Genomic DNA, 15607 nt, shown 5'->3' with positions numbered 1-15607 from the left:
CAAGCGGAAGGTTATGCGAGATTATCACGCCATTTATCATAAGGTCCAATTTTTGACAGCTGAGATTAATATATTGGACAGAGGAGGAAGTGTCATGCAGACCAATAAGCGTAAGATTTTGCTGCAGGTAGAGGAAGCCAGACAGAAATTATATCAGACGCAGCAAAAATACGGCATTTTGACACATCCCAAAGTGGTTAAACAGTCGGTTGCCCTGGATCATTTACTTAATCAGTACAGCTGTCCGCAAAGGATGAGCTGATTGAAATAGATTCACACATTTAAGGTGAAATCTGGAGGGATGTTGTGTTTATTCCCGTTCTTGTGGCTCTGACCACTGCCCAGCGGTTAATTCTCATTGTATTTCTCGCATTAAACCTGGGTGCAATATCTTTCTGCTGTCTTCATCGTTCAGGAGCCAGCCGCCGCTGAGAAGAGCAGCCTTCCTTGAAGGCTGTTTCTTTAAAATATAAGAATTTATATGCTCCGCGCATAAATTATCCTTCTATTTCTCGCTGAAACGGTACCGTCCTTTAAAAGGACGGCAAAGCCGTTTCTACTTGTGAAGATGGAGGGCCTTCACAGCCGGACCGATAGTTATTTCTTATCCAAAAGATGCCGCAGACCCGCCGCAACACCATGCTCCGAGTTGCTTAGCGTAATGAAATCGGCGGTTTCTTTGAGGATGGGTGCGGCATTCTCCATTGCAATCCGGTAGCCGGCGATCTCGAACATCGGCAGATCATTATAGCTGTCACCCATAACTGCGATTTGCGCTGCCGGGATGCCGTAATGCTCCGCCATCAGCTTCACACCGTTGCCCTTATTAGCATCTTTATGATTAATTTCAATATTGTTGACATGTGATGCCGTAATAATCAGCCCGGGAATCGCGGCGAACCGTGTAGAGGCTTCCTTCAGCAGTTCACGGTTCAGCGAGAAGGCGAGTGTCTTGTAGATCAGATTCTCCTCTTTGCTCCAGATGTCCTCCATGCTCTCCACATAGGTTACAGCCGCCTGCTGAAACTGCTGGTCGATCATCGCCTTAAGCAGCCAGCCTACCTCTTCGGGAACCTCATCTTCCTTCAGTGCCGACAGCTTCTCCAGCCGTACCCGCTTATCAAGCTCTACATATACGTTATCCTCTGTGTATACCTCATAGTACAATTCAGGAATCTCGTTCATCCAGCGCAGCGCGGGGATGATATCCTCCTTGTTCAGCGGTGTACTCGCGGCCAGCGTTCCGTCAGGCAGTGTGACAACAGCGCCGTTCAGACTCACTACAGGACACTCCAGATCTGCCAGCCGCAGCTGACGCTCCGCATCCATGTAAGAACGTCCGGTGGCTATGATCACGGTATGCCCCAGGCGTTGTGCTTGGAGTATGGCTTCCTTGTTCTCCCTGCTTATCTCACCATCCTCGTTCAGCAGTGTTCCGTCCATATCCAGTGCAATTAGCATGTTGCAGTTCTCCTATTCCATCTATAGTTGTAGGTGCCCCTTCAAGGGCTCTGTATTTCACGCGATAACTTATCTTTCTGTATCTTATCATTATTTCCCTGAAATTTAAAAATCACATTTTCATCCATATATAGTCCGGGGTACGTATATTTAAGCTGCGTTTCTTGCCGGATTTTCAGAAAAGAGTCTTCTCGTGGTACAATTGAATGTAGACCTGCAATCTTGTAACGGGAATGTCTGCTGTTGTCTGCAAAGCAATTTTTTCGGGCAAAAGATGGCTTGGGGTCGTTATGTAAGGGGGATAATAAACACATGAAATCCAGAAATTTAGCTACCATATCTCTTGCCATCATGGCATGCGGTTTCCTGTTCACCTTATTTCTGCCGGAGAACCTGGCTGTTATTCTGCTGAGAGGGGGCTTCGAGGCCGGTCTTGTCGGAGGGATTGCCGACTGGTTTGCAGTGACCGCGTTGTTCCGCCATCCTCTGGGGCTTAGAATTCCGCATACTTCGCTGCTGCTGAAGAACCGGGATAAGCTTATACAGTCTCTAATCTCCGCGATGGAGAATGAATTGCTGAACAAGGAGAGCATTGAGAACAAGCTGCGCAAAATCAACATCATCTCTCTGGGCGCCGGCATGCTGACACGGTTCTTCTCCAGAAAGAAAGCAAGAACGGAAATGCTGGAGCAGATTAAAGAATTCGTACTGCGGCTTCCGGTAGAGCAGGCGGTTCCGTATCTTCAATCTGCAGCAGCAGGCTATCTGCGTGAAGCTGAGCTTGGCGTTGCCGCCGATAAAATCGCTACCAGCCTGATGAATGACGGCAAGGATATTGCCGCTCTTGATTATGCGCTGGAAGGGATCTCCTCCTGGAGCGGGCGTCCGGAAACCCGTGCGATGCTGGGCAAGATCGCCAGCGAGAAGCTGGCTGAGGTGAAGCTTGGGGGGCTGAAGGGGATGGCTTTTCAGGCTTTTGTCGGATTCGTTGATGCCGATATGCTGGGTGAAATGCTGCAGGGCATGGTGCAGTCCACTATCCGTGATTTCAAGGAAGAGGACAGCCCGTACCGTGAGGAGGTCATCCGGGAGATCCGTGTCGCTCTGTTCCAGCTGTTGAGCAATGAGGAGCGGATCTCCTCGCTGAAGGATTGGGCGCTGAATGAGCTGCAAGGGGAGGCTGCTACGGCTTTCGTGCAGCAGCAGCTGGAAGGACTGCGCGTTAAGGCGGTTGCGCTGCTTGAGGAAGACCGGGTACGCGGCGGCCGCAAGCTGTTCTGGCTGTATGCTATGCTGGTCCGGCGGATCGGCAAGGAGCAGGAATGGATTCAGGCTTCCGAGGAGCGGATCCGCGGCACGCTGATCGCCTTCGTGGAATCGAATCATTACCGGATCGGCCAGCTGGTCAAGGAGAACCTTGATCAAATGGATGACGCCTCGCTCGTGAACATGCTGGAGGAGAAGGTGGGCAAGGATCTGCAGTGGATTCGCGTTAATGGAGCTGTGTGCGGTTTTGTTGTAGGGCTGGTGCTTACAGTTATCCAGATGATCTGACAGTAGCATGAGCAAGAACGGGCAGAGGCAGCAAGGCGTTCCCGGACCGTCCGTGAAGACGGAGACTGGCGGAACGTTTGGCTGCCTCTTTCATATGCGCTACAGGAAAGCGGGTCATAAGGAAGACCGGGAAGTTTAGAGCTGGTTTTTACCGTTGCTGATGGTGAAGACCTCCTGTACGGGCAGGACAAAAATTTTGCCGTCGCCGAATGAGCCATGCTCACCGGTTCTTGCTGTGCGCATAATAATGCTGATGACGTCATCCTTCTCATCATCCTGAATTACGATCATCAGAAGCTTCTTGGAAATTTGATTGTAATGGTTGGTTCCGACCTGGATTCCCTTTTGCTTACCGCGTCCGAGCAGGTCCATTTTGCTGATGGAGGGGAAGCCGGCAAGCAGTAATTCAGCCATGACCTCATCCGCTTTCTCCGGCCGTACTATAGCTTTGATCATTAACATAACGATGCACCCTTTCTACAGCGAATATTGTGTTGTAGGGGGTTGCCAATGTCTTGTTGGCTTACTGTGCAGTGCATTTGCTTAATGGCAACGCTTACAATATGAGTATAATATTAACTGCAGCCGTATCCTGCGAGAAGAATCACAAAATTCGTATGACACAATGTCGCATTGCCGGGGAGCGTCAAAGGGGCTGCTGTATCGCATCCCGGAGGAGGTGCACGGACCCGTCTCCTCCGGTTATTGCGGTACCAGCTTCAGGTAGAGATTCTCCAGCAGCTCTACAGTATGCTGCCATTCGAACATCTGCAGCGCATCGCTCCGCCCCTGCATTCCGATCCTTGCCGCGAGCACAGGATTGCGGCCGATCATCAGCATTCGCTTGGCGAAAGGAGCAGGGTCCCGGTATCTCCCCACTAGATATCCGTTATGGCCGGAATCAATAATCTCCCGGATTCCGCCGTTTCGCGAGGCGATCACCGGAAGTCCCGTGGCCATGGCCTCTACATTCACGAGGCCGAAGGATTCATGCCGCTGGGAAGGACAGATGAAGCAGTCTGCGGCCTGATACAGGCTGTGAATATCCTCATGCGGGATATTCCCCAGGAAAGACACGCGCACACCCAGCCGGCGCGCGAGTACCTTAAGCTGCCGGAGATAAGCCGGCTTGCCGTCTCCGGCGATCACTAGCCGGGCGGGCATATTCCTGTTCAGCCGGTGCATGGCCCGGATCAGCACAGGCACTCCCTTGCGCGGGATTACCCGGCCCACGAACAAGACGGTGAAGCCGGGGGCCAGGCCGTACAGCGCGCGCAGTCGTGCCTTCTCCTGCGCCGGCACGGGGACGAAGCGGGACAGGTCCGCTCCCAGCGGAACAACGCGGAGCTTGCCCGGGATACCGGGGAACCGCCGCACGAGCCGCTGCTGCAGGGAGCGGCTGTTAGCCGCGACAGCGTCCGCCAGGGCGAGGCTGCGGGCGATTCTGGATTCCAGCGGCACGAAGGTCAGGGAATGCAGGAACAGCAGCACCGGAGTGCCGGGGTGCCGCCGTTTGACAGCGGCCAGCAGCAGCGGCCGGTTATCGATCTGAATCAGTTCAAAGGCTTCTGCCGCCTCCAGATATCCGAGAACCGAACTGCGGTACCGGGCAGGGGTGCCGGAAGGAAGGCGGATGAACCTGACCTGCTCTATTTCGTCAATGTCCGGGAGTCCAGGCGATCTCCGGCTCACTATAGTTACCTTGTGCCTTCGGGCAAGCCGCCGGGCAATATTCCAGATGCAGATCTCTACAGAGCCATCCCCTGGAACCGGGAACTGTTCGGGTGCAATGATGCAGATACGCATAGTGAATGCCTCCTCCCGCCGCATGATGATGGTCTTCTTTAACTACCATATGCGCCCTTACGGTTGGAAGATACAGGACAGATAGAGGTTCAAGTGCCGATTTGCTTATGGGTAGCGGTAATAATGGCTGCGATCTTCTGCTCCAGCTCAATAATCTTCAGCTTGCTGGCTGCAATTTGCCGGTAGCCGGAGACCATTGAGGATAAGGATTGGCCGGCCAGGACGGAGTTCTGCTTGCGGACCGCAGCTTTGAAATCGCTCCAGTCTGCGGTAAGCCGTTTGTTCAATGCGGAGGCTGCACTCTTCTGGGATTTCATTGAAATTTGCGCGTTATCCATTCCGGCCAGAATCTTGCGGGCAGCGGCAACCCGCTTGGTGCGTGTATCCTTGGCAGCCTTGAGCAGGGCTTCCTTGTCGCGTATCTCCTGTCGGGCCAACTGTACAAGGAGCTTCATAGCCTCGGACTGGGCCTTCAGTACGGAATTCAGCGTCTTGTCCTTCAGCCCTTTGAGCAGGGAAATCCGTTTGTTGAGCGCACTGTATTGATCGAACAGCGGCTGGTAGCGTTCCTTGGCGCTGCTGACAGCTGCGGTAAGCCGGGCTACGGAAGCCTGGTCTATATTCTTGATAGCCTCGCGGACAACAATCAGCGACTCTGCATTCTGATCATGAAGCGCTCTAATCTGTATCTCCCGGCTGTCATATTGGGCTGACAGGAGGGTTAATTCACTGTACTGGCTCTTCAGCCGGACGCGGATAGTACTATCTGCCGCTGCCGCAGTAAGATCAAAAGACGCCTGAATCGATGCGGTTATTACCGTCGGAGATGCAGAAGCAGACCCGGCCAGGGTGGCCAGGGCAATCAGCAGGGAGAGCAGCGTTATGGCAGCGTTCCTGCACAAATTCCTCATTAATATTCCTCCTCTTGTTTCCGTGTCCCGATAATACACGCAAAAAAGCACCCGCAGTAAAGGCCAATAGGCCTCTATTACGGGTGCTTCCAGCGTAATGAGTCACGGTTATATAATTACCTTTTAATATAGGGCGCATTTCTGGAATAGTCAATATTTACAATTTAAATTTTCCTGATCCAATGGGGGCTGTACGTTTCATTCCCTGCTGCTCTTATCGTATACTGTGAGATATAGAAGGACAAGCGAAGACAACAGAGAGTCTGCAGAAGCGCCGGCTCGAGATGAAGGAGGCCTTGTTTAATGGATAACTTGGCAGAGAATAGAACCATTCTGGATCAAGCATTCCTGATGTCTCCAGTGGGGATGGCTGTGCTGTCTTCTGAAGGGGACCGCTGGGTCATGGTTAACCCTGCTTTTTGCACGATGCTTGGCTGCAGTGAACCGGAATTTCTCGCGGGCGCTTTATCCGGGACAGGCCGGGTCCGGCTGGAAGAGCAGGGGGGATTCTCTTTACCCGAAATCATGAAGGAGCTGTCGCAGACCAACGGGCAGCCCCTTGTGAAAGAGCTGCGTTTCCCTGGCAGCGGCGGGAGGAAGCTCTGGCTCTCCCTTACGTTTGTTCAGGCAGAAGCAGGCCGGATGGACCGGAATATTATTGTATATGCACAGGATGTTACGGACCGCAAGATTGCTGACCAGCTGACAGTAGACAGCCGCGATCTGTACAACTTATTTATAAAAGATGATCAGAGCATGATTTCCTTCTCGCTGCCGGACGGGACGTTAAGCTTTATTTCCCCCTCCTCCTTCCCGCAAATTGGATATCTGCCGGAGGAGATGGTTGGAAGAAACCGGGCAGAATTCTATCATCCGGATGATTTTGACGGGATCAGCAGCTCCAACGGCCTGTTGAAGAATGATACTTACAGCCGCCGGCTGCGTCACAAGGAAGGGCATTATTTATGGTTTGAGATGTCTTTTCATGAAATCCGGGACGAGAACGGCGAAATTACGCGAATTATGGGAATCGGGCGTAATGTGACCCGGCGTAAGCAGAGCGAGGAAGCGCTCGCCATCGCCCAGAGGGTAGCCAGAATTGGCTCGTGGGGCTGGGATTTGACCAAGGGAAAGCTGTCATTCTCGGAAGAGGTGCGGCGTATTCTGCAGAATGCTGTCGGGAATGACAATGTGGATTACGAAGCTTTCATGGCTCTGGTTCATCCGGAGGATTTCTCTCTCCTGCAGGCTGCTGTAGAGCGTGCTGTAATCAAGGGCGAGTCCGGGGACACGTCTTACCGGCTGATTCTGCCGAATGGAGATATCCTGGCTGTACACATCCAGTGGGATGTAACCTTCGGACCGGGCGGCCAGCCGGTTCAGCTGATCGGCATGATGCAGGATATTACCGAGCGGATGCAGATGGAGCGGCTGCTGCGGGAGAGCGAACGCAATTACCGCCTGATGTCGGAGAATTCACTCGATCTGATTTCCCGCCACGCCATCAAGGACAGCATCTTCCTGTACTGCTCACCGGCCAGCCAATCACTGCTGGGTTATGAGCCTGAAGAGATGATCGGTACCAGCGCTTATCATTATTTGCATCCGGATGATCTGGAGATGATGAGAGCGATTATGGCTGAAAGCGAAATCTCCGGGTTTATCCGGCCGGTTTCCTACCGCTATCGTCATAAGAACGGCAGCTACATCTGGTTTGAGACGAACAGCCGTTATATTTTTGATGAGCAGGGTCAAGCGGTGGAGATTATTGCCGTCGGCCGGAATATTACAGAACGCAAAGAGTTCGACTCGAAGCTGCAGGAGAGCGAGCAGCGCTACAAATCGTTGTTCGAGTATAATCCTTCCGCGGTATATTCCATGAATCTGCAGGGTGAATATCTCACGGCTAATCCCTATTTGGAGGAGCTTAGCGGGTACTCGCTGGATGAATTGCTGGGTAATTATTTCGGACCGCTCGTGGCGGACAAGGATATCGGGAAGACGATGCATCATTTCACTCTGGCTACCCAAGGCATTCCCCAGAGCTATGACCTTACGCTGATTCATAAGGATGGCCGTCTGGTGGAGATTAACACGATCAATATTCCTATTATTGTGGACAAGCAGGTTGTGGGTGTATATGGAATATCGCGCGACATTACGGACCGTATCCGTTACACCGAGCAGATTGAGAAGCTGGGCAATGACTACACTCTGATCCTGAATGCGGTCTCCGAAGGAATATTCGGTCTGGATACCGAGGGGAAAGTAACCTTTATTAATCCCGCCGGGGCACAGATGCTGGGCTTTGAATATGGAGAGATCACGGGCCATCCTTACCTGGATCACCTTCAACAGACGGCGCTGGACGGCATTCATTACCGGCCGGAGGAATCTCCGCTGATGCGGGCGGTGCGGGCAGGGGAATCTCATCAGAGCAAAGATGCGGTGCTGTGGCGCAAGGACGGCTCCAGCTTTCTGGCCGAATATCAGGTTACCCCTCTGTTTGACAAGGGCGAGCGCAAGGGAGCGGTCGTTGTCTTCCGTGACATTACCGATGAGAAGGAGATTATTAGAGCGAAGGAGCTGGCAGAGAAAGCAGACCAGGCCAAATCGGAATTCCTCGCCATCATGAGCCATGAACTGCGTACGCCGATGAACGGAATTATGGGGATGACAGATCTGCTCATGGAGACGGAGCTTAATGAGGAGCAGCGCGGATATGCTGAGATCATTAGCGACAGCAGCGCGTCCCTGTTATATATTCTTAATGAAATTCTGGATTTCAGCAAAATAGAAGCCGGTAAAATGACGCTTACTCATGAGCCGGTCAGCCTGGAAGGACTGCTTGAAAACGTAACGGAGCTGTTCGCGCCCAAAGCCCGGGAGAAGGGCATTGAACTCTCCTGTCATAAGGCTCCTGATGTGCCGGAGCTGATTATGGGCGATGCCGCCCGCCTGCGCCAGGTGCTGGTGAACCTCGTCAGCAATGCAGTCAAATTCACGGAGGAGGGCCAAGTCTCTATCCGTCTTGGTACGGAATACTGCCGGGACCGCAGGAAGCTGATATTGAAATTCAGTGTGCTGGATACAGGAATCGGAATCCCGCCGGAGAAACAGCCGCTGCTGTTCCAGTCCTTCTCCCAGCTTCATCCGTCAATTAACCGCAAATACGGGGGGACCGGACTGGGCCTCGCGATCTGCAAACGGCTGGTTGAGCTGATGGGCGGAGCGATCACCGTGGAGAGCGTTGAAGGAGAAGGCTCGGATTTCTATTTCACACTACCCATAGATATTGACATCGATCCTGATGGTGAGTGGGCGGAATCAGCTGATTCTGCTGACTCCGATCAGCATGTATCTATACCGGTTACCCCGGCAGATCCAGGGGGATCGAACGGAATCAGCCTTGAGCATGAGGCTGCCGGCAAGGAACTGCTGCTTCCTGCGCAACGTGTATTGCAGCATTGCCGGAATAGGGTATCCCTATGAGCGGACAGCCGTCCAGCCGGCAGTTGAAGGCGGAACCTTACACGCAGTGGGAAGCGGGAGTAGCCTCTCCCGCCTCAGCCTGCGGTCCGGCAACTATGGCCGCGCTTATGGAATATTGGCACACGCGTATGGGCAGGCTGTTTATTCCGGGGGCCGGTCATTTTGATTCCAAAGCAGCACATATCAATTACATATACACTCATCATGGCGGAACACCTTGGGGAATGAGTGTGCGCAGCTTCGCCAAAGGTCTCCGGGCCTACATCAGCCATGCTGCTCCGCGCGGGAAGGATAGCTCCAGACTGCTTACGGTTTCCGTATTTAATGATATCGCAAGATACAAAGCCGAGATCGATGCCTCGCGGCCTGTAGCCCTTAAATTTGATAAATGGTTCAGCCTCCGCTGGCGGGGAAGTTATGTCTATGATTATCATTGGGTGCTTGGAATCGGTTATGAGGATAATGCTGATGGCACATGTACGCTGGTTGTCCATGATAATGGGGTGCGGCATCCGGGCCATGGGTATATTCCTGGCCAGGAGCGGCGTATTTCATATACAGCGAATCAGGCAATCCTTACGATGGTTGCGCTTAACATAGCGGAATCTTTAGAGGCACCTTAACGGCATAAGGAATGGCTAACCTGCTGACTGAAGTACACAACGGGACTGCAGAGAGGTTCGGCCTTCCGGCATTACATAATACAAACGTTTGCACAAAACGTAAGACTAGGATAAAATTCCATTTATGAAGAATGGATTTAGTGTAACTCCCAGTTATGCAGACGTATATTTTAATAAAGGGTAAAGGAGGCGGGGGCCTTGTCCGTACAAAAGGAAATGAAGGAACCAATCTATTATGGTGATCCGGCGGCTACCAGCGGTATATCCGTGTTTGACCGGGAATTTGATGAACTGTTCAGCTACGACGGGAGCGATCTTGGCTTGAGCTACTCAGTGACCGGCTCGGCGTTCTGTTTATGGGCGCCTACCGCCCAGGAAGCAGAGCTTGTGCTCTATGAATCCTGGCAGGAGGCAGCCGGACAGCATATTCCTATGATCCGGGATGTCCGGGGAACCTGGAGAATCACCGTTCCCGGTGACCTGAACGGGAAATTCTACACCTACCGTGTGCGGCTGGGCGATTTGTGGAATGAAGCAGCAGATCCCTACGCCCGTGCTGTCGGCGTGAATGGTGACAGAGGTGCGGTTCTTGATATGCGTATGACAGATCCTGAGCATTGGACGCAGGATCTGCCGCCGCTGGAGGATCCGGTTGATGCGGTGATCTATGAGCTTCATCTGCGCGACCTGTCCATGCATCCCGCCAGCGGGATTACGCATAAAGGACAATATTTAGGCCTGGCAGAAGCCGGGACACGCGGCCCTGAAGGGATTCCGACCGGCCTTGACCATATTGCGGCCCTTGGGGTGACTCATGTGCAGCTGCTCCCTGTCTACGATTATGCTACGGAGAGCGTGGATGAGACCCGGCTGGATCAGCCGCATTATAATTGGGGATACGATCCCAAGAACTATAATGTGCCTGAAGGCTCCTATGCTACAGACCCGTATGTGCCGGGTCTGCGCATCAAGGAACTGAAGACGATGATACAGGCGCTGCATGACCGCGGCCTGCGTGTCATAATGGATGTTGTCTACAATCATGTCTATGACGGGTTCCGCGTGAATTTTACCAAGCTGGTTCCCGGCTATTATCTGCGCTATAAAGAGGACGGCAGGCTGTCCAACGGCTCCGGCTGCGGTAACGACACCGCTTCTGAACGCAAGATGATGTCACGTTTCATCGTGGAGTCGGTCGTCTACTGGGCTGAGGAATATCATATCGACGGCTTCCGCTTCGATCTGATGGGCTTGCTTGATATTGGCACCATGACAGAAATCCGCCGCCGGCTCGATGAGCTTGATCCTTCCCTGATGACTATAGGGGAGGGCTGGGTGATGGACACGGAGCTTGCAGAGGATCTCCGCGCCAACCAGCGCCATGCCAATGAGCTGCCGGGCATCGGACATTTCAACGACGGTTACCGCGATGCGGTCAAAGGTAATATTTTTCTGCATGACCAGAAAGGCTTCATTAGCGGCGGTAGCGGCTTTGAACGGAATGTGAAGGCCGGGATTGCCGGAGGGATCTACTACGGGCCGGGCCTCGGGCAATACGCCCAGGAGCCGCAGCAAAGTGTTAACTATGTGGAGTGCCATGACAACCACACGTTATGGGATAAGCTTCTGCTGTCCACCGGAGGGATAACGGATGAACAGCGCTGCGCCATGCACCACTTAGCCTCAGCGATGGTCCTGACCAGCCAGGGGATTCCCTTCATCCATGCCGGGCAGGAGTTCATGCGGACCAAGGACGGGATCGAGAACAGCTATAAATCGCCCGTGGAGTACAACTGGCTGGACTGGGAACGCTGCGCCGCCCATGCAGAATCTGTAGATTACATGAAGCGGCTGATTGCGCTGCGCGCGGCACGTCCCGCCTTCCGGCTGCGGACTGCCGATGAAATCCGGGACCATCTGGTCTTCGAGGAGTCTCCGGCGCATTCGGTTGCCTTCTCGCTAAGAGATCATCCCGGGGGAGATTCCGCACAGCATCTCTACATCCTGTACAATGCCAATCCGGATGGGGCCGTTCTTGAGCTGCCCATGCTGGGGCAATGGAGGGTTCTGTTCGGCGAGGAGCATGCGGGACAGCTGGACAACGGCATTTTAGCGGCTAGAGGCATTGGAATGATTGTACTTGCTGTGCTGTAATCAAATAGTTCAAAATCACAGAAACAGGCTGCCCAGGCAGTCTGTTTTTTGTGCGAATAAGGACAACAAAGCTGTTTCTGCTTGGATTTAAAATAAATTTTATGTCGGGATAAATAGTACTTCATCTGTCGTAGTAGTTGTGTTATTATGAAATTAATTACTACGACAGATGAAGTATAGGAGGCAGGCAATTGATCAGCAGTGACGTTATCCGGGGATACAACGATACGATGATCCTCTACATGCTTCTGGACGGGGAGTCTTACGGCTATGAGATCTCCAAGAATATACGGAAGCTCTCGGAAGAGAAATACATTATGAAGGAAACCACGCTCTATTCCGCATTTACCCGGCTGGAGAAGAACGGATACATCGATTCATTTTATCTGGATGAGACTTTTGGAAAAAGGCGCACTTATTACCGTATCACTCCCCAGGGACGGGCGTATTACCGCGCCAAATGCGAGGAATGGCAAGTTACGCAAGAAGTCATCAACAAATTCATAAAGGAGCTGTGATGAACTTGGATACAATTATAGGTTACCTGAACAATATGTTTGCTTCTCTGCCCAGAACAGAACATATGCATAAGCTGAAGCAGGAGCTGCTTGGCAACATGGAGGAGAAGTATCATGAACTGAAGAACGACGGGAAATCGGAGAATGAGGCGGTAGGCATCGTCATTTCCGAATTCGGCAACATTGATGAGCTGGTCAGCGAGCTGGGGATTGGGGAGTACCCTAAGGAAGAGCTGGTTCCGATGCTTACTGAAATGGAGACGGAGGAATTCATTGCTGCCAAAAGGAGATCAGGGCTGCTTATAGGTCTTGGCACAGGGCTGATTATGGTGGGCGCCGGCCTGCTCATTCTGATTGCGAGTCTTGGGGAGAACGGGTTTATGAGCTCTGTCTTTTCGGAGGATGCGATGAGCATGATCGGGGTAGGCTTTCTGTTAGTTCTGCTGGTTCCGGCTATTGCGATGTTTATCTACAGCGGCATGCGAATGGAAAAATATAAATTTATGGAGTCCGGATTCAGTTTGCCTTACCATCTGCAGGCTGAGGTTGAGCGGAAACAGTCCGCTTTTGCCGCAACCTATATGCTGTCGCTCATCATGGGAGTCAGCCTGTGCGTATTATCGCCAATCGCTATTTTTGTAGCTTCAGCCTTTGGAGATGACGCTTCTTCGTATGGGGTAGTGATTCTGCTGGCTGTGGTGGCAGTAGCTGTATTCCTCTTTGTCTATTACGGGAGTATCCGGGGAGCGTATCAGATGCTGCTGAAAACCGGGGATTTCAGTAAAGAAAAGAAGGAAGAGGACCGGGTCATCGGTGCAGTAGCCTCCATCGTCTGGCCGCTGGTTACCTGCGTCTTTCTGGTCAGCGGGTTTGTGTACGATCAGTGGCACATCAACTGGATTGTGTTCCCGGTTACGGGGATATTATTCGGGGTATTCAGCGCCGCCTATACTATTATAAAGGGAAAAAATCCGGCCTAAGCTCGGTGTCCGCGCCATTTGTCGCAAAAGGTGACATTGCTCATGTTCGCGGCCGGTAGATAGATGATAATATGAAGGCATTTATTCCCCCTTATTACAACTGTGCAAGGGCCTGTACCGGGGTGATTCCATACCCCGTTGCAGCTCCTTGCTTCGCTGCTTTACAGTGACAGAATGACGGCCCGGCGACAGAAGAGTAGGTTTCTTTTTGGAGCCGAAAGTGGGCATGAATGCCGCTTATTACATTTCCGGCGGCCAATCAGAGAGACTCGGAGGAGACAGGAATGGGTAAAGCAACCGGATTTTTAGAATATCAGCGGCGTACGCCTGCTGAATGCGAGCCTTTGGAACGGATTAAGAATTGGAATGAATTTTCGGTACCTCTGGAAGAAGAGCAGCTGCGGGAGCAAGGTGCCCGCTGCATGGATTGCGGAACTCCGTTCTGCCATGTAGGACGTCTGCTTAGCGGGATGGCCAGCGGCTGCCCGCTGCACAACCTCATTCCGGAATGGAATGACATGGTATACCGCGGTAACTGGGAGGTAGCGCTGAAACGGCTGCATAAGACGAATAACTTCCCTGAATTTACAGGACGCGTCTGTCCTGCGCCTTGTGAAGGCGCTTGTACCGTTGGTAAGAATGGCGATCCAGTAACCATTAAATCCATTGAGAAGTCGATTGTAGATAGAGGTTTTGCCGAAGGCTGGATTGTACCTGAACCGCCGCTTACCCGTACGGGTAAAAAGGTTGCGGTTGTGGGTTCCGGACCCGCAGGACTTGCCTGTGCGGCCCAGCTGAACAAGGCGGGGCACAGTGTAACTGTATACGAACGGGCTGACCGGATCGGTGGTCTGCTAACCTACGGCATTCCGAACATGAAGCTGGACAAGAAGAAGGTACAGCGCCGGGTGGACCTGCTGGCGGCCGAAGGAATTACCTTCGTTACACGGACCGAAATCGGCCGGGATATCCCTGCGGAGCAGCTGCAGGAAGAGCATGATGCCGTAGTTCTCTGCGGCGGATCTACCAAGGCGCGGGAGCTTCCGCTGGAAGGCCGGGATTTGCGCGGCATCCATCAGGCAATGGAGTTCCTGACCCTGAACACGAAGAGCCTGCTGGATTCCGGGCTGGCTGACGGAGAATATCTGTCGGCGGCAGGCAAGGATGTTGTTGTTATCGGCGGTGGTGATACAGGTACGGACTGTGTAGCTACCTCTATCCGCCATGGTTGCCGAAGCGTCATCCAGCTGGAGATTATGCCACAGTCGCCGCTCACCCGTCAGCCGGGCAATCCTTGGCCAGAGTGGCCGAAGGTGCTGAAGGTCGATTACGGGCAGCAGGAGGCCGCTTCTCTATATGAAGAAGATCCGCGCCGCTATCTTGTGAACACCAAGCGCTTCGCCGGCGACACGAACGGACATGTGCAGGAGCTGCATACCGTGCGCATTGAATGGAAGCGTACGGAGGACGGCCGGATGATGCCGGTTGAAGTGCCGGGCAGTGAAGAGGTTATTCAGGCGCAACTGGTGCTGCTGGCGCTGGGGTTCACCGGACCGGAGGAAACGGTACTTGGACAGCTGGGTGTAGCACGCGATGAGCGCTCCAATGTTAAGGCTGAATTTGGCACGCAGGCCACGAGTGTGAAGGGTGTCTTCACTGCCGGCGACATGCGGCGCGGCCAGAGCCTAGTGGTCTGGGCAATTAACGAGGGCCGGCAGGCTGCCCGTGAAGTGGACCGCTTCCTGATGGGCTCGTCCAACCTGCCATGAGAAGCTTTTAGATATACGGAGTAAGCGGAGTTAACAGTAGGGCGCCCCGCCGGGGCGTCTTGCTTTGCGTTAACCGGGCGGGGGCGTTTACAATGGATGCATGGAATTACCCATTCCTCCTGTTTGATTCGGTGCTGGCAGGACCAGAACCGGAGATTCTTAAGTTCACATTGCACAGGCATAGTTGTTGTACGTATTGCAACTTTATTTGGGCGACACCGGGGTGTTTGGGAGGATTAGGGCCGGGAATATGAGGAGAATGTTGTATTTCGTGCAGGATTCCACCGCCAAGAGTGGGTGGTCCAAAAATTCCTGTGGCAGCAGAGGCTGGGATTTCAA

12 protein-coding genes are annotated in these 15607 nt (G+C 52.9%); 8 read left to right on the top strand and 4 right to left on the bottom strand.

Going from position 1 to position 15607, the window contains the following annotated elements; all coding sequences use genetic code 11:
- Window positions 1–94 precede the first annotated feature (94 nt).
- Complete coding sequence (locus MKX70_RS03975; RefSeq protein WP_081956344.1) at window positions 95–262, top strand: aspartyl-phosphate phosphatase Spo0E family protein; 168 nt, start codon at window positions 95–97, stop codon at window positions 260–262.
- 335 nt (window positions 263–597) lie between these two features.
- Here the strand turns inward: MKX70_RS03975 and MKX70_RS03970 are convergent, their stop codons facing one another.
- The gene (locus MKX70_RS03970) at window positions 598–1461 is read right to left on the bottom strand and encodes a Cof-type HAD-IIB family hydrolase (RefSeq protein WP_340839577.1); all 864 of its coding nucleotides are present in this window, start codon (window positions 1459–1461) and stop codon (window positions 598–600) included.
- A 312-nt stretch (window positions 1462–1773) separates the two neighbouring features.
- On the opposite strand from MKX70_RS03970, the gene MKX70_RS03965 reads away from it, so the two are divergent.
- Window positions 1774–3015, top strand: coding sequence for a DUF445 domain-containing protein (locus MKX70_RS03965; RefSeq protein ID WP_042132959.1), 1242 nt, complete (start codon window positions 1774–1776; stop codon window positions 3013–3015).
- A gap of 135 nt (window positions 3016–3150) precedes the next feature.
- Here MKX70_RS03965 and MKX70_RS03960 read toward each other — a convergent pair whose 3' ends face one another.
- The 3 genes from MKX70_RS03960 to MKX70_RS03950 form a co-directional block, all read right to left on the bottom strand.
- Window positions 3151–3477 carry a P-II family nitrogen regulator gene (locus MKX70_RS03960; RefSeq protein WP_039300108.1) on the bottom strand — a complete coding sequence of 109 codons (327 nt, stop codon included), beginning with the start codon at window positions 3475–3477 and terminating at the stop codon, window positions 3151–3153.
- A gap of 240 nt (window positions 3478–3717) precedes the next feature.
- On the bottom strand, window positions 3718–4821 hold the full coding sequence (locus MKX70_RS03955) for a glycosyltransferase family 4 protein (protein ID WP_042132961.1): 1104 nt from the start codon (window positions 4819–4821) through the stop codon (window positions 3718–3720).
- A gap of 89 nt (window positions 4822–4910) precedes the next feature.
- On the bottom strand, window positions 4911–5732 hold the full coding sequence (locus MKX70_RS03950; protein WP_052421636.1) for a hypothetical protein: 822 nt from the start codon (window positions 5730–5732) through the stop codon (window positions 4911–4913).
- A gap of 303 nt (window positions 5733–6035) precedes the next feature.
- On the opposite strand from MKX70_RS03950, the gene MKX70_RS03945 reads away from it, so the two are divergent.
- From MKX70_RS03945 to MKX70_RS03920, 6 genes are all read left to right on the top strand, one after another.
- Window positions 6036–9224, top strand: coding sequence for a PAS domain-containing protein (locus tag MKX70_RS03945; RefSeq protein WP_340839576.1), 3189 nt, complete (start codon window positions 6036–6038; stop codon window positions 9222–9224).
- Window positions 9221–9847 carry a C39 family peptidase gene (locus MKX70_RS03940; RefSeq protein ID WP_340839575.1) on the top strand — a complete coding sequence of 209 codons (627 nt, stop codon included), beginning with the start codon at window positions 9221–9223 and terminating at the stop codon, window positions 9845–9847. Before MKX70_RS03945 ends, MKX70_RS03940 begins: the two co-directional genes overlap by 4 nt.
- 198 nt (window positions 9848–10045) lie before the next feature.
- Window positions 10046–12001: a type I pullulanase gene (gene pulA / locus MKX70_RS03935; RefSeq protein ID WP_340839574.1), complete on the top strand. Its 1956-nt coding sequence runs from the start codon at window positions 10046–10048 to the stop codon at window positions 11999–12001.
- 191 nt (window positions 12002–12192) lie between these two features.
- Entirely contained in the window at window positions 12193–12519 is a 327-nt protein-coding gene (locus MKX70_RS03930) for a PadR family transcriptional regulator (RefSeq protein WP_042231945.1), read from the top strand.
- A 5-nt stretch (window positions 12520–12524) separates the two neighbouring features.
- A complete protein-coding gene (locus MKX70_RS03925; RefSeq protein ID WP_340839573.1) occupies window positions 12525–13499 on the top strand; it encodes a permease prefix domain 1-containing protein in 975 nt (324 codons plus the stop codon).
- 284 nt (window positions 13500–13783) lie between these two features.
- Window positions 13784–15268, top strand: a complete 1485-nt coding sequence (locus MKX70_RS03920) for a glutamate synthase subunit beta (protein WP_340781234.1) — start codon at window positions 13784–13786, stop codon at window positions 15266–15268.
- Window positions 15269–15607 lie beyond the last annotated feature (339 nt).

This window comes from Paenibacillus sp. FSL R7-0312, from assembly GCF_038004445.1.
Classification (GTDB): Bacteria; Bacillota; Bacilli; order Paenibacillales; family Paenibacillaceae; genus Paenibacillus_AQ.
The sequence above is the reverse complement of the archived record's forward strand: the minus strand, read 5'-3'. Positions and strand labels throughout refer to the sequence as shown.